The organism is Mesorhizobium sp. WSM4935 (assembly GCF_029625735.1).
Taxonomy (GTDB): Bacteria; Pseudomonadota; Alphaproteobacteria; order Rhizobiales; family Rhizobiaceae; genus Mesorhizobium.
Genome location: NZ_JARTVR010000002.1, coordinates 398,633 through 422,401, shown reverse-complemented (window position 1 = coordinate 422,401; position 23,769 = coordinate 398,633). Strand labels below are relative to the sequence as shown.

At 63.4% G+C, this 23,769-nt stretch carries 20 protein-coding genes; 16 read left to right on the top strand and 4 right to left on the bottom strand.

All coding sequences use genetic code 11. The features are described from left to right. The first annotated feature begins 3 nt into the window (after window positions 1–3). Window positions 4–582, top strand: a complete 579-nt coding sequence (locus P9273_RS06300; protein ID WP_278048116.1) for a GNAT family N-acetyltransferase — start codon at window positions 4–6, stop codon at window positions 580–582. A gap of 56 nt (window positions 583–638) precedes the next feature. On the opposite strand, the gene P9273_RS06295 is transcribed toward P9273_RS06300, so the two are convergent. Continuing rightward, window positions 639–2,447, bottom strand: a complete 1,809-nt coding sequence (locus P9273_RS06295; protein WP_278048115.1) for an NAD(P)/FAD-dependent oxidoreductase — start codon at window positions 2,445–2,447, stop codon at window positions 639–641. A 376-nt stretch (window positions 2,448–2,823) separates the two neighbouring features. Here P9273_RS06295 and P9273_RS06290 point away from each other — a divergent pair, with 376 nt between their 5' ends. The 9 genes from P9273_RS06290 to P9273_RS06250 all read left to right on the top strand — a co-directional run bounded on the left by P9273_RS06290 (window position 2,824) and on the right by P9273_RS06250 (window position 13,711). Further along, a complete protein-coding gene (locus P9273_RS06290) occupies window positions 2,824–4,605 on the top strand; it encodes an acetolactate synthase 3 large subunit (RefSeq protein WP_278048114.1) in 1,782 nt (593 codons plus the stop codon). Between the two features lie 141 nt (window positions 4,606–4,746). Continuing rightward, complete coding sequence (ilvN, locus tag P9273_RS06285) at window positions 4,747–5,322, top strand: acetolactate synthase small subunit (RefSeq protein WP_041007722.1); 576 nt, start codon at window positions 4,747–4,749, stop codon at window positions 5,320–5,322. A 105-nt stretch (window positions 5,323–5,427) separates the two neighbouring features. Next, a complete protein-coding gene (locus tag P9273_RS06280) occupies window positions 5,428–6,024 on the top strand; it encodes a LysE family translocator (RefSeq protein ID WP_278048113.1) in 597 nt (198 codons plus the stop codon). A 280-nt stretch (window positions 6,025–6,304) separates the two neighbouring features. Beyond that, a complete protein-coding gene (locus P9273_RS06275; protein ID WP_278048112.1) occupies window positions 6,305–7,624 on the top strand; it encodes an efflux RND transporter periplasmic adaptor subunit in 1,320 nt (439 codons plus the stop codon). Continuing rightward, on the top strand, window positions 7,621–10,773 hold the full coding sequence (locus P9273_RS06270) for an efflux RND transporter permease subunit (protein WP_278048111.1): 3,153 nt from the start codon (window positions 7,621–7,623) through the stop codon (window positions 10,771–10,773). The genes P9273_RS06275 and P9273_RS06270 overlap by 4 nt, the downstream gene beginning before the upstream one ends. A 64-nt stretch (window positions 10,774–10,837) precedes the next feature. Then, on the top strand, window positions 10,838–11,455 hold the full coding sequence (gene nthA, locus P9273_RS06265) for a nitrile hydratase subunit alpha (protein WP_040999041.1): 618 nt from the start codon (window positions 10,838–10,840) through the stop codon (window positions 11,453–11,455). Continuing rightward, complete coding sequence (nthB, locus tag P9273_RS06260) at window positions 11,452–12,111, top strand: nitrile hydratase subunit beta (RefSeq protein ID WP_278048110.1); 660 nt, start codon at window positions 11,452–11,454, stop codon at window positions 12,109–12,111. Before nthA ends, nthB begins: the two co-directional genes overlap by 4 nt. Next, entirely contained in the window at window positions 12,098–12,448 is a 351-nt protein-coding gene (locus P9273_RS06255) for a nitrile hydratase accessory protein (RefSeq protein WP_278048109.1), read from the top strand. The genes nthB and P9273_RS06255 overlap by 14 nt, the downstream gene beginning before the upstream one ends. Window positions 12,449–12,583: 135 nt before the next feature. Then, window positions 12,584–13,711 carry an ATP-dependent DNA helicase gene (locus tag P9273_RS06250; protein ID WP_278048108.1) on the top strand — a complete coding sequence of 376 codons (1,128 nt, stop codon included), beginning with the start codon at window positions 12,584–12,586 and terminating at the stop codon, window positions 13,709–13,711. 28 nt (window positions 13,712–13,739) lie between these two features. Here the strand turns inward: P9273_RS06250 and P9273_RS06245 are convergent, their stop codons facing one another. Further along, window positions 13,740–14,138 carry an STAS/SEC14 domain-containing protein gene (locus P9273_RS06245; protein WP_278048107.1) on the bottom strand — a complete coding sequence of 133 codons (399 nt, stop codon included), beginning with the start codon at window positions 14,136–14,138 and terminating at the stop codon, window positions 13,740–13,742. 108 nt (window positions 14,139–14,246) lie between these two features. On the opposite strand from P9273_RS06245, the gene P9273_RS06240 reads away from it, so the two are divergent. The 4 genes from P9273_RS06240 to P9273_RS06225 all read left to right on the top strand — a co-directional run bounded on the left by P9273_RS06240 (window position 14,247) and on the right by P9273_RS06225 (window position 20,178). After that, window positions 14,247–14,987: a pyridoxine 5'-phosphate synthase gene (locus P9273_RS06240; RefSeq protein WP_278048106.1), complete on the top strand. Its 741-nt coding sequence runs from the start codon at window positions 14,247–14,249 to the stop codon at window positions 14,985–14,987. A gap of 86 nt (window positions 14,988–15,073) precedes the next feature. Then, window positions 15,074–16,987: a potassium transporter Kup gene (locus P9273_RS06235; protein ID WP_278048105.1), complete on the top strand. Its 1,914-nt coding sequence runs from the start codon at window positions 15,074–15,076 to the stop codon at window positions 16,985–16,987. A 147-nt stretch (window positions 16,988–17,134) separates the two neighbouring features. Further along, window positions 17,135–19,054 carry a potassium transporter Kup gene (locus P9273_RS06230; RefSeq protein WP_278048104.1) on the top strand — a complete coding sequence of 640 codons (1,920 nt, stop codon included), beginning with the start codon at window positions 17,135–17,137 and terminating at the stop codon, window positions 19,052–19,054. A gap of 83 nt (window positions 19,055–19,137) precedes the next feature. Beyond that, on the top strand, window positions 19,138–20,178 hold the full coding sequence (locus P9273_RS06225) for an SDR family oxidoreductase (RefSeq protein ID WP_278048103.1): 1,041 nt from the start codon (window positions 19,138–19,140) through the stop codon (window positions 20,176–20,178). Between the two features lie 39 nt (window positions 20,179–20,217). Here P9273_RS06225 and P9273_RS06220 read toward each other — a convergent pair whose 3' ends face one another. Continuing rightward, entirely contained in the window at window positions 20,218–21,111 is an 894-nt protein-coding gene (locus P9273_RS06220; protein ID WP_278048102.1) for an SDR family oxidoreductase, read from the bottom strand. A gap of 261 nt (window positions 21,112–21,372) precedes the next feature. Here P9273_RS06220 and P9273_RS06215 point away from each other — a divergent pair, with 261 nt between their 5' ends. Both P9273_RS06215 and P9273_RS06210 read left to right on the top strand, forming a co-directional pair. Then, on the top strand, window positions 21,373–21,783 hold the full coding sequence (locus tag P9273_RS06215) for a winged helix-turn-helix transcriptional regulator (protein ID WP_278048101.1): 411 nt from the start codon (window positions 21,373–21,375) through the stop codon (window positions 21,781–21,783). An 83-nt stretch (window positions 21,784–21,866) separates the two neighbouring features. Continuing rightward, a complete protein-coding gene (locus tag P9273_RS06210) occupies window positions 21,867–23,093 on the top strand; it encodes an FAD-dependent oxidoreductase (RefSeq protein ID WP_278048100.1) in 1,227 nt (408 codons plus the stop codon). On the opposite strand, the gene P9273_RS06205 is transcribed toward P9273_RS06210, so the two are convergent. Next, complete coding sequence (locus tag P9273_RS06205) at window positions 23,050–23,769, bottom strand: glutathione S-transferase family protein (protein ID WP_278048099.1); 720 nt, start codon at window positions 23,767–23,769, stop codon at window positions 23,050–23,052. The two genes, P9273_RS06210 and P9273_RS06205, sit on opposite strands and share 44 nt — an antisense overlap.

Below are 23,769 nucleotides of genomic sequence, written 5' to 3'. Positions count from 1 at the left end.
AGCATGGACTCCCTTGAAATCCAGGCGTTGAGCGACGATGCGGCGACCATCGCGATGCTCGCCGATCTGTTGATCGAGACGGTCGCCGCCGGCGGATCGGTGAGCTTCATGCATCCATTGTCGGCGGAGGCTGCGCGGGATTTCTGGCGCAAGTCGCTTGCCGCGGCCGCGCGCGGGGAAAGGGCGGTGCTGGGCGCATGGCGGGGCGGGGCGCTTGCCGGCACCGTCACCCTGCTGCTCGACTTTCCCCCCAATCAACCGCACCGCGCCGAGATCGCCAAGCTGATGACCGGCCGCGACTATCGCGGCAAGGGCGTCGCGACCCGCCTGATGCGCGCCGCAGAGGAACTGGCCGTCGAGACAGGCCGCACGCTGCTCGTGCTGGACACGGCAAGTGAAGAGGGCGCGGCGGGCCTCTATGAGAAGCTTGGTTTCACGCTGACCGGCGAAATCCCCGATTTTGCGCTCAAGCCGCATGGCGGCCTGACCGGCACGCTGATCTATTGGAAGCGGATAGGGCGAGATCGACGCCCTAAGTTGCGCCAATATGAGACTGCCCTGACGGGCAGGGCGGAGTTCTAAGCGCATGATAGATGGAAGCTCGTTGCGGGCTTCCATCCTGTTGCAAGCGTCCGGCTTCAAGCCTTGTGGTAGACTTCCTGCAGCCCATAGACAGGCGTCGGCAGGCCGACCTGCCTGGCTTTGAGCTGCAGCGACAGATACTGCGAATAGTGGCGCGACTGGTGCAGGTTGCCGCCGTGGAACCAGAGCGCTTCCTGCTGCGTCGGCTTCCACATATTGCGCTGCTCGCCCTCCCAGGGGCCGGGATCCTTTGTGGTGTTGGAACCCAGACCCCAGACCTTGCCGACCTTATCCGCCACCTCCTGGGAGATGAGGTCCGCGGCCCAGCCATTCATCGAGCCGTAGCCGGTGGCATAGATGATGAGATCGGCCGGCAACTCGGTGCCGTCGACGAATTTGACGCCGGTTTCGGTGAGTTCCTGGACCGCGGCGCCAGGTCCGCTTTTCAATTTGATCGAGCCGTCGATGACGAGGTCGCAGGCGCCGACATCGATATAGTAGCCGGAGCCGCGGCGCAGATATTTCATGAACAGGCCGGAGCCGTCGTCGCCCCAGTCGAGCATGAAGCCGGCCTTTTCCAGATCCTCGTAGAATTTCGCGTCGCGCTCCTTCATCTGCTGGTAAAGCGGAATCTGGAATTCGTGCAGAATGCGGTAGGGGAGCGAAGCGAAGATCATGTCGGCCTTGCGCGTCGTCATGCCGTTCTCGACCGCCTGCTCGGAATAGAGCGCGCCAAGGCCGATATCCATCAGCGTATCCGACTTGACGATATGAGTGGATGACCGCTGCACCATGGTCACGTCGGCGCCGCCTTCCCACAGCGCCGCGCAGATGTCGTGCGCCGAATTGTTCGAGCCGATCACCACCACCTTCTTCCCGCGGTATTTGTCCGGGCCGGGATGGGTCGAGGAATGCTGCTGCTCGCCCTTGAAGATATCCTGGCCTTTGTATTTCGGCCAGTTCGCCTTGCCGGACATGCCGGTCGCCAGCACCAGTTGCTTCGGTTTCAGCACGATTTCCTTGCCGTCGCGCTCGACGACGACTGTCCATTCCTTGGCCTTCTCGTCGTATTTGGCGGATTTCGCGGTGGTGGAGCTCCAATAGTTCAGCTCCATCACCTTGGTGTACATCTCCAGCCAGTCACCGATCTTGTCCTTCGGCGCGAAGACCGGCCAGTTCTTCGGAAAGTCGATATAGGGCAGGTGATCATACCAAACCGGGTCGTGCAGGCAGAGCGACTTGTAGCGCTTTCGCCAGGAGTCGCCCGGACGCTCGTTCTTCTCGATGATGATGGCCGGCACGCCGAGCTGTTTCAGTCTTGCCCCGAGCGCAATTCCGCCCTGGCCGCCGCCGATGATGACGACATAGGGTTGCCTGGTATGGCCGAGCTCGGCGATCTCGTCGTCGCGCTCCTCGCGCCATGTCTTGCGGCCCTTGCCGTGTCCGTGCTTGGCACCGAGGGGACGGGTGAAGCCCGCTTTCTCCTCATGCCCTTTCAGCTCCGCCATCGTGGTGAGCAAAGTCCAGATCAGGTCGCCCTTGAACCGCACAAGGCCAAAGCCGCGCGCCACATTCGTCTCGAAGGTGATCCAGGCGGTGATGACGCCGCCATCCTCGCTCGCTTCCTCGCCTTTGGCCACCGACCAGCCGGTCGGCTTGATGCCGGCCAGCGTCGCCTGCAGCATGTCGCGGATCTGGTCCTGCCCCTCCATCGTCTTCAGGTTCCAGGTGAAGGTGACGAGATCGCGCCAGTAGCAATCGGCCTGGAAGCAGTTGACGGCGCTGTCGATGTCGCCGGCTTCCAGTGCGTTGCCGAACTTGTCGAGCAGCGCCTGCGCTTTGGTGGTGGGTGTTCTCTCGAGCATTTATTCTCCTCCGGGTTTGCTTCTTGGGTGAGCGCACCGCCGGATTGGGCTTTCCGGCATCCGCGAATTATTTCGGCAAAACCTGAGAGGCGTCACGCCCTCCAATAGTTTGGCGCGTTTTCAATGGCTTGATCGGGAAGCCGCGTTAAAGGCGCCATTTTACCCGTTGACAGGCTGCCGTACCCGCCTCTAGTGTCCGCGCCCATGAAAACGGCACTCATTCTCGTAGGCTGGCGCGTGGGCAAGGCGGTGTAACCGCCGGGCGAAAACCTCCCATGCGCATCCCACAGGCTCCCTCGGGGGCCTTTTTTATTGCCTTCAACCGAACTAAACGACCAGCAAATCGCCAGACGGCGGACAGTACGGGACCAGACCGATGAGCAACGGACAGAACGAGCGGCGCGAAATGACGGGCGCGGAGATGGTGGTGCAGGCGCTGAAGGACAACGGCGTCAAGCACGTCTTCGGCTATCCGGGCGGCGCGGTCCTTCCGATCTATGACGAGATATTCCAGCAGGACGAGGTCGAGCATATCCTTGTCAGGCACGAGCAGGGCGCCGGCCACGCGGCGGAAGGCTATGCGCGCTCGACCGGCAAGGCCGGCGTGCTGCTGGTGACGTCCGGCCCCGGCGCCACCAATGCGGTGACGCCGCTGCAGGATGCGCTGATGGATTCCATTCCCCTGGTCTGCCTCACCGGCCAGGTGCCGACCTCGCTGATCGGTTCCGACGCCTTCCAGGAATGCGACACAGTCGGCATCACGCGGCCATGCACCAAGCACAACTGGCTGGTGAAGGACGTCAACGAGCTCGCCGCCACCATCCATGAGGCATTCCATGTCGCGACGACCGGGCGGCCCGGTCCCGTCGTCGTCGACATCCCGAAGGACGTGCAGTTCGCCAAGGGCATCTATGTGCCGCCGCAGACTGCGCCGCGCACCAGCTACCAGCCGAAGGTCCAGGGCGACCTGGAAAAGGTGAAAGCTGCCGTCGAGCTGATGGCCGGCGCGAAGAAGCCGATCATCTATTCGGGCGGCGGCGTCATCAATTCGGGACCGGAAGCCAGTCATTTGCTGCGCGAGCTGGTCGACCTGACCGGCTTTCCGATTACCTCGACGCTGATGGGGCTCGGCGCCTATCCGGCATCAGGCAAGAACTGGGTCGGCATGCTCGGCATGCACGGCACCTACGAAGCCAATATGGCGATGCATGACTGCGACGTGATGGTCTGCATCGGCGCGCGCTTCGACGACCGCATCACCGGCCGGCTCAACGCCTTCTCGCCGAATTCGAAGAAGATCCACATCGACATCGATCCGTCCTCGATCAACAAGAACGTCCATGCCGATGTCGGGATTCTCGGCGATGTCGGCCGCGTGCTGGAGGATCTGGTGCGGCTGTGGCGGGCGACCGCCAAGACCGACAAGAAGGCGCTCTATCCGTGGTGGGAGCAGATCGCGAAATGGCGGGCGCGGGATTCGCTTGCTTACAAGATGAACAATGACGTCATCATGCCGCAATATGCGATCCAGCGGCTCTATGCGCTGACCAAGGACATGGACACCTACATCACCACCGAGGTCGGCCAGCACCAGATGTGGGCGGCGCAGCATTACCATTTCGACAAGCCGAACCGCTGGATGACCTCGGGCGGCCTGGGCACGATGGGGTACGGACTGCCGGCGGCGCTCGGCGTGCAGATCGCGCATCCCGACGCGCTGGTCATCGACATCGCCGGCGACGCCTCGGTGCAGATGACGATGCAGGAGCTGAGCTCGGCGGTGCAGTATGAGGCGCCGATCAAGATCTTCATCCTCAACAACCAGTACATGGGCATGGTGCGCCAGTGGCAGCAGTTGCTTCATGGCAACCGGCTGTCGCATTCCTACACCGAGGCGATGCCGGACTTCGTCAAGCTGGCGGAGGCCTATGGCGGCCACGGCATCCGCTGCGACAAGCCGGACGAGCTGGACGATGCCATCAAGGAGATGATCTCGGTGAAGAAGCCGGTGCTGTTCGACTGCCGCGTGGCGACGCTTGCCAATTGCTTCCCGATGATCCCGTCGGGCAAGGCGCATAACGAGATGCTCCTGCCGGACGAGGCGACCGACGAGGCCGTGGCCAACGCCATCGACGCCAAGGGCAGGGAACTGGTTTAGAGCATGATGCCGAAAAGTGTGAAGCGGTTTTCGGGCAACATCATGCTCCATCCGTAACACCAGCCGCTGGGGCAGGGCTGTCGTGAGAAGCCGTGCGCAAACAGAGAATTAGCTCAAAAGTCTGAAATCGAGATTCATCTTATGAACGCACAACACCTTCAACCGACCGGCTCCGCCTATTTTATCGCCAAGGAAACCGAGAAGCCGGAAACGCATACGCTCTCCGTGCTGGTCGACAACGAGCCGGGCGTGCTTGCTCGCGTCATCGGCCTGTTTTCCGGGCGCGGCTACAACATCGAAAGCCTGACCGTTTCCGAGACCGAGCACGAGAAGCATCTGTCGCGCATCACCATCGTGACGCGCGGCACGCCGCATGTGATGGAGCAGATCAAGAACCAACTCGAGCGCATCGTGCCGGTGCACCGGGTGGTCGACCTGACCGTGCGCTCGCATCAGCTTGGCCAGGAACGGCCGCTGGAACGGGAACTCGCGCTGGTCAAGGTCGCCGGCACCGGCGACGCCCGGGTCGAGGCGCTTCGCCTTGCGGATGCTTTCCGCGCCTCGGTCATCGATGCCAACACCGAGCATTTCATCTTCGAGATCACCGGCAAGGGATCCAAGCTCGACCAGTTCATCGCCATCATGAAGCCGCTCGGCCTGGTCGAGATCTGCCGCACCGGCGTCGCCGCCATGAACCGCGGTCCGCAGGGCATGTAATCAGGACGACCATCCTGTTTCCAGCTTTGGCCCGGCGATTGCCCGTTTCTGGCTTTTGCATACTTGCTAAAAGGACAGTAAGGCTGACATATCCGGGAGGATAACATGTCGCTTGACGGATTCCTTGCCCTGCTGGTCTATGCCTTCGTGACGTCGATCACGCCGGGGCCGAACAACCTCATGCTGCTCGCTTCCGGCGTGAATTTCGGTATCGCCAGGACGGTTCCGCACATGCTGGGCATCAGCATCGGGTTTTTGGTCCTGCTTTTGGCGGTCGGCTTCGGGCTCGGCGCGGTGCTGACGGCGTTGCCTGTGCTGCATACGGCGTTGAAGATCGCCGGCGCGGCCTATCTGCTCTACCTCGCCTGGAAGATCGCCATGTCGCGCTCGATGAGCGACGGAAAAGGGGTGGAAGGGCGGCCGATGCGCTTCATCGACGCCGCTGCCTTCCAGTGGGTCAACCCCAAGGCATGGGTGATGGCGATCACCGCGATGGCCGTCTACACCAATGCCGATCACCCGTTCGTCTCGGTGGCGCTGATCTCGATCGCCTTCACCATCGTCAACCTGCCCAGCGTGTCGGTATGGGCCGGCTTCGGCACAGCGCTGCGCGGGTTCCTGTCGGATCCGGTGCGGCTGAAATGGTTCAACATCGCCATGGGTATGCTGTTGGCGGCGACGCTTTGGCCCATGCTCCGTTAGGTATATCAGCATCCAGGTGCCTGCAAACGCCGGCTCTCTGCGCTGAATCTCAACTCATTTAGGCAGCTTCTTCGGACCGGCCGCAGCGGCCTCCGCTGCCTCTTAGCCGGCTGCCCAACATTTGTGCACTGCACATTAAATCTTCGTAATGCCGTGTTTTGACCCTTTTCCGCCCGAGCCTTGTCCTATCTATTCGGCGAAAATCGCGGCGAAGAGCCGTGAATCGAGCTACAATGGACCACCGAGATCGGCGTGTCGCGAGTAGAGGGCTTGTTTGTCGATGCGCGGAAAAATCGCCTTTGCAGTTGTTGCGGTCGCCTGTCTGGCGGGCGCCGGGCTCTACTATTCGCCCACGACGCTGGCCCCCACAATGCTGGCCAAGGTCCAGCAGCTGATTTCGGGCAAGCAGGCCAGCGTGGCCGCCGCGGACAAGACGGCGAGCGGCGATAAAGCGGCCGCCGCCTCTGACAATGCAAAAGGCGGCAATGCGAAAGGCGGCGGGCCGCGTTCGGCCTCAATCGTCTCCGCCACCGCGACGACCGCCGATTTCCCGATACGCCGCTATGCCATCGGCTTCGTCTCGTCGCCGGAGGTGGTCAATATCAATGCCCGCGTTTCCAGCCAGATCGTGTCGATCGCGGTCAAGGACGGGCAGATGGTCAAGGCTGGCGATCTGCTCATTTCGCTCGATGACCGCGCGCTGAAGGCGCAGCTTGCCAAGGACCAGGCGACGCTGGCCAAGGACCAGGCGATGCTGGTGAGCGCCCAGGCCGATCTGCAGCGCGCCAAGGACCTTGTCGCCAAGCAGGCCGGCACGCAGCAGACCTACGATCAGGCACTGGCGGCGCAGAAGGCCGCGGCCGCCACAATCGACGCCGACAAGGCGACCATCGATGCCGACACCGTGCAATTGAGCTACGCGACGATTACGGCGCCGATCTCGGGCCGGCTCGGCGCCATCAACGTCTCGGTCGGCGATCTCGTCACCACCAGCAACGGCAGCTCAGCCAGTTCGACGCCACTGGTCACCATCACGCAGATGGATCCGCTGCAGGTGAACTTCACGCTGCCGGAGAGCAACCTTGCCTTGCTGCACAAGGCGCTCGCCGACCCACAGCAAGGCGACGTGACGCTGACCAAGGACGGTGATCCCACGCCGATCGGCAAGGGCACGCTCGATTTTGTCGATTCCAGCGTCGATACGGCTTCCGGCACCATCGCGACGCGGGCGAGCATACCGAATCCCGATCTTTCGCTGTGGCCCGGCCAATATGTGAACGTGGTGCTCGAAGCAGGCACGATGCCGCAGATGACCTCGGTTCCGACGGTCGCGGTGCAGCCCAGCCAGAAGGGACCCTTCGTTTATGTGGTCAAGCCGGACAACACCGTCGAGATGCGGCCGGTGCAGGTGGCCCTGACGGAGGGCCAAAACAGCGCCATCAGCGATGGTCTCAAGAGCGGCGAGAAGGTCGTCGTCGAAGGCCAGACACGGTTGAAGAACGGCGCGGCGGTGCATGAAGGCAAAGCCGCGGCCGGATCCGGCGATCAGGCGTCGCCCAAGGTCGCGGAGGCCGACAAGGCCGGCGGGGCGAGCCAATGATCTCCGAATTCTGCATCCGCAAGCCCGTCGCCACCCTTTTGATGTCGTTCGCCCTCATTCTGGGCGGTATCTTTGCCTACAAGTTCCTGCCGGTGGCGGCACTGCCCAGCGCCGAATTTCCGGTGGTCAACGTTTCGGCCAGCCTGCCGGGGGCCTCGCCGGAGACGATGGCGACTTCCGTTGCGACGCCGCTGATCAAGCAATTCGCGACGATCGCCGGCATCGATTCGATCTCGACCACCAATTCGCTCGGCCAGACCTCGATCGCCATCCAGTTCGTGCTCAACCGCGACATCGACGCGGCGGCCGCGGATGTCCAGGCAGCGATAGCGCGCACGCAAAAATCGTTGCCGCCGGAGATGACCGCGCCGCCAAGCTATCGCAAGGTCAATCCCGCCGACGCGCCGATCCTCCTGATGTCGCTGGTCAGCGACACGGTTCCGCTGACGGACCTCGACGCCTTCGCCGAAAACGTCATCTCGCCGTCGCTGTCGACCATCGACGGCGTGGCGCAAGTCTCGATCTTCGGCCAGCAGAAATATGCTGTGCGCATCCAGATCGATCCGACGGCGCTTGCCGCGCGCGGCATCTCGATCGATCAGCTGCAGGCCGCGATCACCTCGGCCAACAGCAACACGCCGCTCGGCGTGCTGCAGAACAACAAGCAGCAGCTGACCATCACCGCCAACACCCAGCTCGGCAATGCCGCCGCCTTCTCCAACCTCATCATCGCCACCAAGAACGGCCATCCGGTGCGGCTGGGCGAGGTGACGCGCGTCGTCGATTCCGTGCAGACCACGACGACGGCGAGCTGGTACGACGGCACGCGCGCGATCATCCTCGCGGTCCAGCGTCAGCCGGACGCCAACACCGTCGAGGTGGTCGACAAGGTCAAGGCGATGCTGCCGTCCTTCCAGGACCAGATGCCGGCGGCAGCCAGCATCAAGCTGCTCAACGACCGGTCGACCTCGATCCGGCAAGCCGTCGACGACGTCCAGTTCACGCTGCTCCTGACCATTGCCCTGGTGGTGATGGTGATCTTCGTGTTCCTGCGCAGGGTGACGGCAACCATCATCCCGGCCGTGGCGGTGCCGATCTCGCTGATCGCCACGCTCGGGGCGATGTTCCTGTTCGGCTTCTCGATCGACAACATCTCGCTGATGGGATTGACTTTAGCCGTCGGCCTTGTCGTCGACGACGCCATCGTCATGCTGGAAAACATCTTCCGCCACATGGAAGAAGACGGTTTGTCGGCCTTCGACGCCGCACTGAAGGGCGCGCGCGAAATCGGCTTCACCATCATCTCGATCTCGATCTCGCTGGTGGCCGTGTTCATTCCGGTGCTTCTGATGGGCGGCGTCATCGGCCGCATCTTCAACGAATTCGCCGTGGTGGTGACTGTCGCCATACTGGCCTCGATGTTCGTGTCGCTGACGCTGACGCCGATGCTCTGCTCGCGCCTGCTCTCGGTGACCAAGGCCGATCGCGAAAAGCACGCCCCCGGTCACAGGCCGGACCTCATCACGCGCGGTTACGACCGGATCCTGGGCTTCTGCCTGCGAAACACTTTCCTGGTGTTCCTCGTCTTCGTTGCCACCGCGGCAGCGTCGGTGTGGCTGATCCAGGTTTCGCCGAAAGGCTTCTTCCCGCAGGAGGATATCAGCCAGATCTCGGTGACCACCCTTGCGCGCCAGGACATCTCTTTCGACGCCATGGTCAAGCTGCAGGGGCAGGTGGCCAGCGTGTTTTCGAAGTCGCCCTATGTCGACCATGTGGCCTGGTCGGCGGGTAGCGGCAACAACGCACTCAACCAGGGCCAGCTCTTCGTCCAGCTCAAGGGCAAGGATCAGCGACCCAACATCGAGAAGGTGCTTTCGGATCTGAGACGCCAATTGGCCGGCGTGGCGGGTATCGAGACCTATATGCAGCCTGTGCAGAACCTGCGGCTGGGCTCGCGGTCATCCGCCAGCGCCTATCAGCTCGTGGTGCAGGGCCTGGATACCGGCCAGACCGACATCTGGGCGCAGAAGCTGAACGACGCGATGGCCGCCGACCACACGATGTTCACCGACGTCACCAGCGATTTGCAGAACAACGCGTTGCAGGCGTCGCTGGTGATCGACCGCGACAAGGCCGCCCAGCTCGGCATCGATACCGACACGCTTCGTTCCGCCCTCTATGGCGGCTTCGGCACCGACCAGGTTTCGACGATCTTCGGTTCGGCCGACAGCTATGAGGTTATCACCGAGCTCGATCCCAAGATCGAATGGTCGCCGGAGCGGATGCTCGCCATCCAGATGCGGACGGCGAGCGGCAGCCTGGTGCCTCTCGGCGCCTTCGCCCATGTCGATCGCACGGCCGGCGCGCTGACGGTCAATCAGCTCGGCCAGCTTCCGGCGGTGACGATCTCCTACAATCTGCCGCAGGGCGTGTCGCTCGGCGACACGGTGACCCGCATCGATCAGCTCAAAGAGCAGATCGGCATGCCGAAGGAGATATCGACGAGCTTTGCCGGCACGGCCAAGACCTTCCAGGATTCGCTGGCCAACCAGGGCTTCCTGATCGGCGGCGCGATCCTGACGATCTATATCGTGCTCGGCATGCTCTATGAGAGCTTCATCCACCCGCTCACCATTCTCACCGGCTTGCCGTCGGCAGTGCTCGGCGCCGTGGTGGCGCTGCGCTTCGCCGGCATGGACCTGTCGGTGATCGCAGTGATCGGCATCCTGATGCTGATCGGCATCGTCAAGAAGAACGGCATCATGATGGTCGACGTCGCGCTGGAACTCAGGCGACAAGGCATGTCGGCGAAGGAGTCCATCCACAAGGCCTGCCTGATGCGTTTCCGGCCGATCATGATGACGACGCTTGCCGCGTTGATGGGTACGTTCCCGATCGCGCTCGGCACCGGCGCCAGCGCCGAATTGCGCCAGCCGCTCGGCGTTGCCGTGGTCGGCGGTCTCCTCGCCTCGCAGGCGCTGACGCTGTTCGTGACGCCGGTGATCTATGTCTATTTCGAGAATTTCTCGGGCTGGCTGCTCAGCTTCTCGTCGAGAAAGAGCCGGCCGGCGCTGCATGTGGTGGAAAGCGGCGAGCAACGCTCGCTGTTCGATGGCGAACCCGAGCCGCACAAGACGGCAGCCGAGTAGATCGCTCCGGCTGGCCCAAGCCCTGGCGCTTGCGGCCGACCGCCGCCGATCCTAATCGGTGGCCATGTCCCATGATCATGACCACGACAACGAACTCGATCCGTTCGCGGCGCGCGTGCGCGCGCTGGAGACGATCCTGACCCAAAAGGGCCTGATCGACCCTGCGGCCATCGACGTCATCGTCGATACCTATGAGACGAAGATCGGCCCGCGCAACGGCGCGCGGGTGGTGGCGAAAGCCTGGAACGATCCGGCCTATGCCGAATGGCTCAAGCGCGACGCGACCGCTGCGATCGCATCGCTCTCCTATACCGGCCGCCAGGGCGAGCACATGCAGGCCGTGTTCAACACCGAGGAGACGCACAATCTCGTCGTCTGCACGCTCTGTTCCTGCTATCCATGGTCCGTGCTCGGCCTGCCGCCGGTCTGGTACAAGGCGCCGCCTTACAGGTCGCGGGCGGTGATCGATCCGCGCGGCGTGCTCGAAGAATTCGGGCTGACGCTGCCGGCGGAGAAGAAGATTCGCGTCTGGGATTCTACCGCCGAGCTTCGGTATCTGGTGGTGCCAATGCGGCCGAAAGGCACGGAGGGCTGGAGCGAGGAGCAGCTTGCAGGGCTGGTCAGCCGCGACGCGATGATCGGCACCGCGCTTGCCAAAGAGCCGGAAGGGGAGCCGGCATGAACGGGCCGCAGGATCTCGGCGGGCAAATGGGTTTCGGACCGGTCGCGCCCGAAAAGGACGAGCCTTATTTCCATGCGGCATGGGAAAAGCGGGCCTTGGGCGTGACGCTGACAGCCGGCGCCATGGGCGCCTGGAACATCGACGAGAGCCGGCATGCACGGGAATCGCTGCATCCCGCCGATTACTATTCGTCGAGCTACTATCAGATCTGGATCAAGGCGCTGGAGACGCTACTGAAACGCCACGGCTTCGTCACCGAGCGCGATCTTGCCGCCGGCAAGGCGGTCGATGCGGCCGCGACGCCGAAAAGAGTGCTGAAGGCGGCGGATGTGCCGGCCGTGCTCGCCAAGGGCAGCCCGTGTGACAGGCCGGTCGCCACGCCGGCGCGGTTCCAAGCGGGCGATCGGGTGCGGACGAAGAATTTCAACCCGACCGGCCATACGCGCCTGCCGCGCTATGCGCGCGACAAGACGGGGACGATCGAGGCGGTGCGGGACGGCTTCGTCTTCCCCGACAGCAACGCGCATGGCAAGGGTGAGAACCCGCAATGGGTTTATACCGTGGTGTTCGACGGGGCCGAAATCTGGGGCGAGGGCGCCGATCCGACCCTCAGCGTCTCGATCGACGCCTGGGAGAGCTATCTTGAACCGGCATGAAGGCGCGTTGCCGGCGGGTTTCGACGAGCCAGTCTTCGCCGAGCCCTGGCAGGCCGAAGCCTTCGCGATGACTGTCGCGCTGCACGACCGGGGCCTGTTTTCGTGGAGCGAATGGGCGGAGGCCTTGTCCGCCGAGGTCAAGCAGCCCGGCGCGGCAAGCGACGGGCATGACTATTACGAGCATTGGCTGGCGGCGCTGGAGAAGCTCTTGTCGCGAAAGGGGATCGCCGGCAAAAGCGAGGTGGACGAACTCGCCGCCGCCTGGGAACGCGCCGCGCATGCGACGCCACATGGCAAGCCGATCTTGCTGGAAAACGATCCCGGCGCGGGGAGATAGAACGGCTTTGTTCTCTTTACGTTCCGATTTGTGGCTGATAGCCTGAGCTGTCGGAAGCGCGAACGTCCGCAGCCGACAACGGTCGGTATAGCGGCCAACCTTGTCTTTCGTCAGCGAATCCGGTCTGTCGCACTGATGGAATTTTCTCCCCAACAGGATGAGGGCCTGAAAGCGGTCGGGCGCTGGCTCAAGGAAGGCCGGCCGCAAGTCTTTCGGCTGTTCGGCTATGCCGGTACCGGCAAGACCACGCTGGCGCGCTATTTCGCCGAGCATGTCGACGGCCAGGTGCAGTTCGCCGCCTTCACCGGCAAGGCGGCGCAGGTGCTGCGCTCGAAGGGAGCGACCAATGCCCGCACCATCCATTCGTTGATCTATCGGCCGAAGGGTGAGGAATCGGTCGAGGACGAGGTCACCGGCAAGACATCGATGTCGCCGACCTTTTCGCTCAACCGGCAAAGCCCGATTTCGCGAGCCAAGCTTGTCGTCATCGACGAATGCTCGATGGTCGACGAACAGCTCGGCCGCGACCTGATGAGCTTCGGCACGCCGATCCTGGTGCTTGGCGATCCGGCGCAGTTGCCGCCGATCTCGGGCGGCGGCTTCTTCACCGAGCATGAACCCGACGTGCTGTTGACGGAAATCCACCGCCAGGCGCGCGACAATCCGATCATTCGGCTGGCGCTCGACGTGCGCGAAGGCCGGGAGTTCATGCATGGCGACTATGGCACTGCGCAGGTGATCGGCAGGGAAGCAGTCAACCAGGACCTGGTGCTCAAGGCCGACCAGGTGCTGGTCGGCACCAATCGCACGCGCCGCCGCTACAATCAAAGGCTTCGCGAGCTGAAGGGGTTCAATGCCGACTTTCCGCAGGCCGGCGACAAGCTGGTCTGCCTGCGCAACGACCCGGCCAAGGGGCTGCTCAACGGCTCGCTGTGGAAGGTGATGACCTCATCGCGCGAGACGGTGAAGCCCGGCATCAACCTGCTGGTTTCGCCCGAAGAGGACGATCCCGACCGCGGCGTCGCCAAGATCAAGTTGCTCAAGGCTGCGTTCGAGGATCCCGACGCGGAGATCCCTTGGCAGCAAAAGAAGCGCTTCGACGATTTCGACTACGGCTATGCGCTGACGGTCCACAAGGCGCAGGGCTCGCAGTGGAACGACGTGGTGCTGTTCGACGAGAGCTGGGCCTTCAAGGAGACAAGGCAGCGCTGGCTCTATACGGCAATCACCCGTGCCGCCGAGCGGCTGACGGTGGTGCGCTAGGGGCCTTGGGAATTCAGGTGAGGCCGCCCTAGTCCGTTGGCCTTGCGCCAAGCCACCGCCAGGCGGCTTCCTCATCGTCGACATCGAAGCGTCTGAATTCGAAAGGCAGCGTTTTCGGGAAGACGCCGGCGACGAGGGAGGCCCAACTTGGCTCGCCGATGACCGCGCAGCGCACGACATGTTGCATCGCGTCGGCAACCCCCTGGCGAAGCGTGTCTTTCGAAATATTAGCCCAGTCCACGCTTTCCTCGTCGGTCAACCTGACCAGCACGTCGATCCTCGGATGCAGCGCGTAGGCGGCCTCCAGCAGGCCGAAGAGGTTTTCCGCATCGGCCGGCGTGACATCGCCGACGACGTCGATGGCGAAAAGCGCGTCGCGATTCGTCTCGATGCGGCGGATCGCCGGCACGGCTTCGAGGAAATTCACTGGCAAATCCTCATGTTAATCTCCATCGATCCCTGGAACACGCGAAACCCTCTATCTGTTCCCGTCAAAGGCGGTATAGATGCCCGCCGATCCACTGGACGCCCTTTCATGCCCGCCAAGCTCTCGGTCAACCTCAACGCCATCGCCATGCTGCGCAACCGCCGCGACCTGCCATGGCCGAGTGTCACCGGACTTGGCCGCATCGCGCTTACCGCCGGCGCGCATGGGCTGACGGTGCATCCCAGGCCCGACGAGCGGCACACCAGGCATTCCGACCTGCCCGAGATCAGGGCGCTGATCGATGACGAGTTTCCGGGCGCGGAGTTCAACATCGAGGGCTATCCGACCGAGGATTTCCTGTCGCTTGTCGAGAAGAACCAGCCCGAACAGGTGACGCTGGTGCCGGACGACCCGGCGCAGGCGACTTCTGACCATGGCTGGAACTTCGTTGCCCAGGCGGCGTTCCTCACTCCGATCGTCAAGCGGTTGAAGAAAGGCGGCTTCCGCGTGTCGCTGTTCTCCGACGCTGATCCGGACGGGGTCAATGCGGCTCGCGATACCGGCGCCGACCGCATCGAGCTCTATACCGGGCCATATGGAGGTTTCCATTCCGATTCCGCAAAGGCGGCGAAAGAATTGGAAAGACTGGGAAAAACCGCCGACGCCGCATTCAAGGCCGGGCTCGGCGTCAATGCCGGTCACGATCTGACGGTGAAGAACCTGCCGGCGCTGGCCAAACGGATCCCGGCATTGGCCGAAGTATCGATTGGACACGGGTTGACAGCGGATGCGCTGGAGTATGGCATGGCCGGGACTGTCGGGCGGTTCTTGAAGGCCTGCGGATGGTAGGGGACTTTGAGTAGTTTCGGCAGTCTTGGTGCGTCCCGCCTGTCGCGGCGACCGTGGAGCGTGACGAATCCGGTGAAGTGGGGTTCATGGTGCTAGCCAACGCCGGCGAAACGGAATCCCTCGAACGTTCGGGCCATGCCGAAACCGAGCGGCAGCACAGCACCAAGGTGCTGATGCTTGGCGCGCTGGGCGTCGTCTATGGCGACATCGGCACAAGCCCGATCTACGCGTTCCGCGAGGCGCTGCATGCCTCGTCCAGCTCGGTCGCCCGCCATGACGTGCTGGGCGTGCTGTCGCTGATCGTCTGGGCGCTCACCATCATCGTCACGATCAAATATGTCGCCTTCGTGCTCAGGGCCGACAACAAGGGCGAGGGCGGCACGCTGTCGCTGATGTCGCTGGCGCGCAGCGCCTATCCGCCCGGGTCACGCCTCATTCTGGTGATCGGCCTTTGCGGGGCCGCACTGTTCTTCGGCGATTCGATCATCACGCCGGCGATCTCGGTGCTGTCGGCGGTCGAGGGCCTGGAAGTCGTCACGCCGGCGCTGGATGCCTATGTGGTGCCGATCACCCTGATGATCCTCGCGGTGCTTTTTGCCGTGCAGCGCTTCGGCACAGGCAAGGTGGCGGCGGTGTTCGGACCTGTAACTGCGACATGGTTCGTGGCGATCGGCGCGGCCGGCCTCTATCATATCGTGGACGACCCGTCCGTTTTCCTGGCGATCAATCCCTATTACGCGATCTATTACCTGGCCACCACGCCGACGGGTGCCTTCGTCACCGTCGGTGCCGTGTTCCTGGCGGTGACCGGCGCCGAGGCGCTCTATGTCGACCTCGGCCATTTCGGCCGCAAGCCGATCGTGCTGGCCTGGTTCGCAATCGTCTTCCCTTGCCTGCTCTTGAATTATTTCGGGCAGGGCGCCTTCGTGCTCTCGCATGGCGGCAAGCCCACCAACCCGTTCTTCCAGATGCTGCCAGAATGGGCGCTGATGCCGATGGTGGGCCTCGCGACTGCGGCCACAGTCATCGCCAGCCAGGCCGTCATTTCCGGCGCCTTCTCGCTGACAAGGCAGGCGGTGCAGCTCAATCTTCTGCCCCGCATCGAGGTGCAGCACACTTCCGAGATGCAGAGCGGTCAGATCTATATGCCCAGGGTCAACCTATTGGTCGCGCTCGGCGTGATGCTCCTGGTCGTCGGCTTCGGCAGCTCGAGCGCGCTTGCCTCCGCTTACGGCATTTCGGTGACCGGCGAGATGCTGATGACGACGGTGCTTCTGTTCGTCGTCATGCGCTGGCTCTGGAAATGGCAGCTGGCGCTGGCATTGGCGCTGGCGATGCTGTTCGGCGTCATCGATCTCGGCTTCTTCTCGGCCAATGTCGTCAAGATCGTCGAGGGCGGCTGGGTGTCGATCACGGTCGCCTCCGTCATGGGCCTGATCATGTGGACCTGGATCCGCGGCAGCCGCTATTTGTTCGACAAGACCCGCCGCAACGAGATCCCGCTCGATTTCTTGGCGGCAAATCTCCTGAAGAAGAAGCCGCAATTGGTCTCGGGCACCGCCGTGTTCCTGACCAGCGATCCGCTGAGCGCGCCGACCGCGCTGATGCACAGCCTGAAGCACTACAAGGTCCTGCACGAAAAGAACGTTATCCTGTCGGTGGTGACGGCGCCGCAACCGGTGGTGCCCGACAGCGAGCGCGTGAAGCTGGAGACAGTCAACGAGCTGTTCATGCGCGTGACACTCACCTTCGGCTATATGGAGCAGCCCAACATTCCGCGTGCCTTGGCCATTTGCCGCAAGCAAGGCTGGAAGTTCGATATCATGACGACGTCCTTCTTCCTGTCGCGGCGTTCGCTGAAGGCATCGCCCAATTCCGGCATGCCGGTCTGGCAGGACCGGCTTTTCATCGGCTTGGCGCGAACGGCGGCGGACGCGACGGAGTATTTCCAGATCCCCACCGGACGCGTGGTCGAAATCGGTACGCAGGTCGCGATCTGACGAAAACCGATTTTGCCGGATGAAGCGGCCCGGCCGTTCCATAACCTGAAAGCCGTGCGCCGGCGGCATAGGAGCCCTCACGTCAGGGCACTTGATATTGCACTGCAGCAAGCGTAGAGCACCGCGCGTTTTATCGGAGTGTCGTCCATGGCCCTTGCCAATGGTGGTGCAGACGCAGAACCCGCCGACCTGTCGAGCCACGCGGAAATCGAGCAGCACAGCACCAAGGTGCTGATGCTTGGCGCGCTGGGCGTCGTCTATGGCGATATCGGCACGAGCCCGATCTATGCGTTTCGCGAAGCGCTGGTGGCGTCCTCGCGCGGCGACGTCGCCGATCGCGGCGACATTTTGGGCGTGCTGTCCCTGATCATCTGGTCGCTGACGATCATCGTCACGATCAAGTACATCATGTTCGTGCTGCGCGCCGACAATCGCGGCGAGGGCGGCGTGCTGTCGCTGATGGCGCTGGCGCGCAGCAGCTTTTCGACCCGCTCGGCAGTCATCCTCGGCGTCGGCATTGCCGGCGCGTCGCTGTTTTTTGGCGATGCCGTCATAACGCCGGCCATCTCCGTGCTGTCGGCGGTCGAAGGCATGAATGTCGTCACGCCGGCTTTCCAGCCCTATGTCGTTCCGCTGACCCTGCTCATCCTCGCGATCCTGTTTGCCGTGCAACGGTTCGGCACGGGGGGAGTGGCAATGATCTTCGGTCCGATCACGGCCGTCTGGTTTCTGGCCATCGGCCTTTCCGGGCTCAATCACATCATTGCCGATCCGGAGATCCTCTGGGCGATCAGCCCGCATTACATCGTCGCCTTCCTGATCCACTCGCCCGATGTCGCCTTCGTCACCATCGGCGCGATCTTCCTGGCGGTCACCGGCGCCGAGGCGCTCTATGCCGACCTCGGCCATTTCGGCCGCAAGCCGATCGTGCTGGCATGGCTGGCGATCGTGTTTCCCTGCCTGCTTTTGAACTATGCCGGGCAGGGCGCCTATGTGCTCGCCAAGGGCGGCGCGGTCGGCCATCCGTTCTTCGAAATGAACGAGGGCTGGGCGCTCGTTCCCATGGTGGTGCTGGCGACGGCGGCGACCGTCATCGCCAGCCAGGCGGTGATCTCCGGCGCTTATTCGCTGACGCGGCAGGCGGTGCAGCTCAACATGCTGCCGCGGCTCGAGATCCTGCATACGTCGGAAAAGCAGTCCGGGCAGGTTTATATGCCGCGCGTCAACATGCTGCTGGCACTGGTTGTGATGCTGCTGGTGGTCGGCTTCGGCGAATCCAGCAAGCTCGCCTCGGCTTACGGCATCTCGGTCACGGGCAACATGCTGGTGACGACGGTGCTGCTTTTCGTGGTCATGACCCGCATCTGGAAATGGCCGCTGTGGCGAGCCGTGGCGCTGACCGTGCTGTTCGCCTTCATCGACATCGGCTTCTTCGCCTCCAACATCGTCAAGGTGTTCGAGGGCGGCTGGGCGTCGCTTGCGGTCGCTTTCGCCATCATCCTCGGCATGTGGACCTGGGTGCGCGGCAGCCGCTATCTGTTCGACAAGACCCGCCGCAACGAGATCCCGCTCGATTTCCTGGCGGCAAACCTGTTGAAGAAGAAGCCGCAACTGGTCTCGGGCACCGCCGTGTTCCTGACCAGCGATCCGCTGAGCGCGCCGACCGCGCTGATGCACAGCTTGAAGCATTACAAGGTGCTGCACGAAAAGAACGTCATCCTGTCGGTGGTGACGGCGCCGCAACCCGTTGTGCCCGACAGCGAGCGCGTCAAGCTGGAGACGGTCAACGAGCTGTTCATGCGCGTGACACTCACCTTCGGCTATATGGAGCAGCCCAACATCCCGCGCGCCTTGGCGATCTGCCGCAAGCAAGGCTGGAAGTTCGACATCATGACGACGTCCTTCTTCCTGTCGCGGCGTTCGCTAAAGGCGTCGCCCAATTCTGGCATGCCGATCTGGCAGGACCGGCTGTTCATCGGCCTCGCGAAAACGGCGGCGGACGCGACGGAGTATTTCCAGATCCCCACCGGGCGCGTGGTGGAGATTGGCACGCAAGTCGCGATCTGACAGACTGCGCCGCATAGGCTGACGTCGCGCAATTCAGGACGGAAGACGCAGTTTCCCAGCAGTTGCTTTCGAAGAGGGCGGGCATGAGCGGCGAGTTGGTGCTTGTGACCGGCGGGTCGGGCTTTCTCGGCGCTCACTGCATCCTCGCGCTTTTGAAGGCGGGCTTCCGCGTGCGCACAACCGTCCGCTCGGCCAGCCGCGAGACCGATGTTCTTGCCATGTTGAAGGTCAGTGGTGCCGAGCCGAGCGATGCGCTTTCCTTCGCGCATGCCGATCTGATGAGCGATACGGGCTGGCCCGAAGCGGTGGCCGGATGCCGGTACGTCCTTCATGTCGCTTCGCCTTTTCCGCCCGGCGTGCCGAAACACGAGGACGACCTGATCGTTCCGGCCAGGGAAGGAGCGTTGCGCGTGCTGCGGGCAGCGCGCGATGCCGGCGTCGAACGCGTCGTGCTCACCTCGTCCTTTGCCGCCATCGGCTATGGCCAGACACCGGTGGCCGGGCAGCCGTTCACGGAGGAGAACTGGACCAATCTTTCGGAAAAGGTCAGCGCCTATGTGAAGTCGAAGACGCTGGCCGAGCGCGGGGCCTGGGATTTCATCAATCGCGAAGGCGGGTCACTGCAGTTGGGGGTCGTCAATCCGGTCGGCATCTTCGGGCCGGTTCTGGGACCGGATCATTCGACCTCAACGGATTTCATCAGGCGCCTGATGGATGGCGAGATGCCCGGTCTGCCGCGCATGGTGTTCGGCGTGGTCGATGCGCGCGACGTGGCGGATCTGCATCTGCGCGCGATGACCGATCCCGCTGCCAAGGGCGAGCGGTTCCTAGCCGTCAGCGGCGATTTCATGACGACGCGGGAGGTCGCACGGGCGCTGAAGGCGCGGCTGGGCAACGCAGGATCGCGCATCACGATCAGAGTTCTGCCGGACTGGCTGGTCCGGATCGTCGGGCTGGTCGACCGGCAGGCGGCCCAGATCGTGACCGAGCTGGGCAAGCCGAGAAACGCAACGAGCGCCAAGGCCATGCGCCTGCTCGGCTGGACGCCGCGATCGCAGGAAGACGCGCTTGTCGCGACCGCTGAGAGTCTTATCCGGCTTGGGTTGGTCAAACGGTCGAGGTGAGGCGCGCCTGGGAGGAAGCGCTCTCGGGCGCGCCGGTTTTCAGCCGAGCAGGGTAGACTTGTTCGCTTCGAGGAACTGGCTCAGCGTCCGCGGCTTGCGGCCCGAGAGTCTTTCGACGGCATCGGTCACCTCGCCTATGCGGCCGGCGCGGGTATTGGCATCGAAGGAGACGATGATGCGGGCGAAGTCCTCGGGAACGCCCGCCGCCTTGACGCCCTCGGTCAGCGCTTCGTCCGGCAGTTGGATGACCTCCAGCGGCTTGCCGGTCACCTTGCTGACCAGCGCTGCAATTTCGTTCGTGGTGTAGGCCTGCGGGCCGGTCAGCGTGTAGATATGGCTTTCCTTGGAGTCGGACGCGAGGCCGGCGGCGATTGCGGCCGCCATATCGTCGCGCGCGCCGTGGGCGACGCGCCCGTCGGCGGCCGACGTGTACCACTTGCCCGATGAAATGGCGTGCGGCAGCGACATGAACAGGTTCTCCTGATACCAGCCGTTGCGGAAGATGGTGTAGGGGATGCCGCTTGCCTCGATCGCCTGCTCGGTGCCGTAATGGTCGCCGGCAAACAGCACGGGCGAGCCCGGCTCGGGATTTGGCATCGAAGTGTAAAGCAGGTGCGAAACGCCTGCCGCCTTTGCCGCGGCCACCGCCGTCTGATGCTGTTTCAGGCGCCGGCCTGTCTTGAGGTCGAGGTCGCTGGTCGAGATGATCAGCACCCGGTCGGCGCCGCTGAACGCCTTTTCCAGCGAAGCCGGATCGTCGAAGTCGGCCACCCTGACCGTGATGCCCTTGGCGGCCAGATCGGCGAGATTTTCGGGGTTGCGCGTGGTGGCGATGATGCTTGAGGGCGCAATTTTCTGTTCGCCCAGCAGGTGATTGATAACGGCGCGGCCAAGATGACCGGAAGCGCCGGTGACGAGAAGGGTTTCGGACATTGGGGATCCCTTGAATTGCAAGAGGCGGGTCGAGTTTAGTGGTCTCAAAAAGAGACCAGCACTAAAATAAGAATTGACCCCAAGCCGTAAAGAAGGCAGTTTTGCGGGAGGTAGGCACAGCCAGGGAACCACCCCGGCCGGCCTAAAAGCGCGTCGCGATCTTTCAGCGTCGCTCCATGCGCTTTAGGTTTTGACTTCACGCATGTCCCGAAACCGGTTCCCTCGGGAGACATGCTTTAGTTTCGATCAGCGGATGTCGCCATGGACAGCAAAATCTTCAACCTGAAAGCCAAGCTCGAGGTCTACAAGGCCATGACGAACGGCGCCAATTTCGCCGACTGTCCGGTCCGCGACGTGATCCAGGGCATCAGCGGCAAATGGAGCTCGCTGCTGGTGATGGCGTTGGCCGAGAAGCCCTACCGCTTCGGCGAGCTGCGCCGGCTGGTTCCCGACATCTCGCAGCGCATGCTGACGCAGACGCTCTACGACCTGCAGCGCGACGGGTATGTGCATCGCGAGGTTTTCCCGACCAAGCCGCCAAGCGTCGAATACAGCTTGACCGATCTTGGGCGCTCGATGTTCCTGCCCCTGCAGCAGCTCATTCAATGGGCCGAACTCAATCATGACGCGGTGCGCGCCGCGCGCGCCGCCTTCGACGCCACCCAAGGCTGATTTCTCGATATAAGCGTCAAAGCGCCCGCTTGATCCGGCGCGTTCCAGGCGGGATTCTCCCCCTCGGTTCGGGTTGGGGGACGATGCGCAAGTCTTACGAGATCGCGATTGCCGGCGCTGGTCCGGCCGGGCTGGCGGCAGCTCTTTACCTCAGGCGGGCAGGGCACAAGGTCACCATCTTCGAGCGCTTCGACGAGCCGAAGCCGGTCGGTTCCGGCCTCATCCTGCAGCCGACGGGGCTGACCGTGCTCGCTGATCTCGGCTTGCTCGATGAGATCCTTTCCCTTGGTAGCCGCATCGAGCGGCTGCACGGCACCGATGCCAAGAGCGGACGCACGGTGCTTGAGATCCGCTACGACGCCCGGCGCGGCCGCCGCTTCGGCCTCGCGGTCCACCGGGCGGCACTGTTCGGCGTGCTTTACCGCGCTGCCTTGCGCGAAGCGATCGCCATCGAGACCAGTGTCGAGGTGGAAATCCCGGAGACGGCCGAGCGCGCGACACTGGTCTGCGGCAACGGCAGGCGGCTCGGACCGTTCGACCTCATTGTCGATGCCAGCGGTGCACGCTCGAAACTGCGGCGCTATCTCGGCGAACCCGCCACGCCGCGACCGCTCGCCTATGGCGCCTTCTGGGCGTCGCTCGGCTGGCGGGGCGGCTTTGACAGAAGCGCGCTGCTGCAGCGCTACGACAAGGCAAGCATCATGGTCGGCGTGCTGCCGATCGGCCGGCCGGAGCCTGGCGCAGAAGACATGGCGGCCTTCTTCTGGAGCCTCAAGCCGGCAGACGTGGAACGGGTAAAGACCGAGGGGCTCGAAGCATGGAAGGCGAGAGTGGTTGCGGTATGGCCTGAGTGCCAGGCCTTCACCGGCCAGATCGACAGCTTCGAGCAGCTCTCACTCGCCCGCTACGGCCACCACACGATGACGCTGCCTGCCGGCCGGCGGCTTGCCGTCATCGGCGATGCCGCGCATTCGACCAGCCCGCAACTGGGGCAAGGCGCGAATATGGCGCTGCTCGACGCCGCAGCGCTCGGCCACGCGCTGGCGCGAGCGGACAGCATCGATGATGCGCTGGCGACTTATGCCAGCGCACGCCGTTGGCATGTGCGCGTCTTCCAGGCGCTGTCGTTGTCGCTGACGCCGTTCTATCAGTCCGACTCCGCAGCCCTGCCCTTTATCCGCGACCGCATGGTGGCGGCGCTGGCGAGGATTCCGCCGGGGCCGCAATTCCTTGCCGCCATGGTCGCCGGAACCGTGATCGACCCGTTCAGGCGGATAGGGCTTGCGGAGCTGCAATGGCCTGCCGCCTGATGATCCCGGACAGGTAAGATCCCTTTGCCCGAAGGAAGGCGTGCAGACGCTGCGGATAGTCCGCGCCGACCGCCTCCTTGACCGATTGCCGCCTGCTCAAGGCCGCGCGCCATGCCTGAACGAGCGGCTTGCTGTCGAGAATGCCGAAATCGCCGATGCGGTCGAACGTGTCGATATAGCGGAAGACCGGCCCATAGACGGCATCGACCAGCGAGAAGCGCTCGCCGGCGAACCACGGGCCGCTTTGCCTTGCGGAGAGTTCCGCCTCCACGCGCGCGAACATCTCGGACAAGCCTCTGCTTTCATGGAGGAAAGCGGCTTCGTCGGGAGCGCAATAGAAGCGGCCGATCGCATTGAGGATGGCCGAGCCGAATTCGATCCAGGCGCGATGCCTGGCTCGCGCCAGCGGATCGGTCGGGTGCAAGGGATTGGCCTCGGTCTCCTCGAGAAATTCGAGGATCACGGCGGACTCGAAAATCACATCTTCCGCACTGCCGTGCCGGACGCGGAGCAGCGGCACCTTGCCGAGCGGCGAGATGGCTTTGAACCAATCCGGCTTGTCGGAAAGGTCGACATAGATCCGCTCGAACGGCACGGCTTTTTCGGCCAGCGAGATCGCCGCCCGCTGGACGTAGGGGCACAAATGATGGCTGACGAGGGTGAGGCTGGCGGTCAT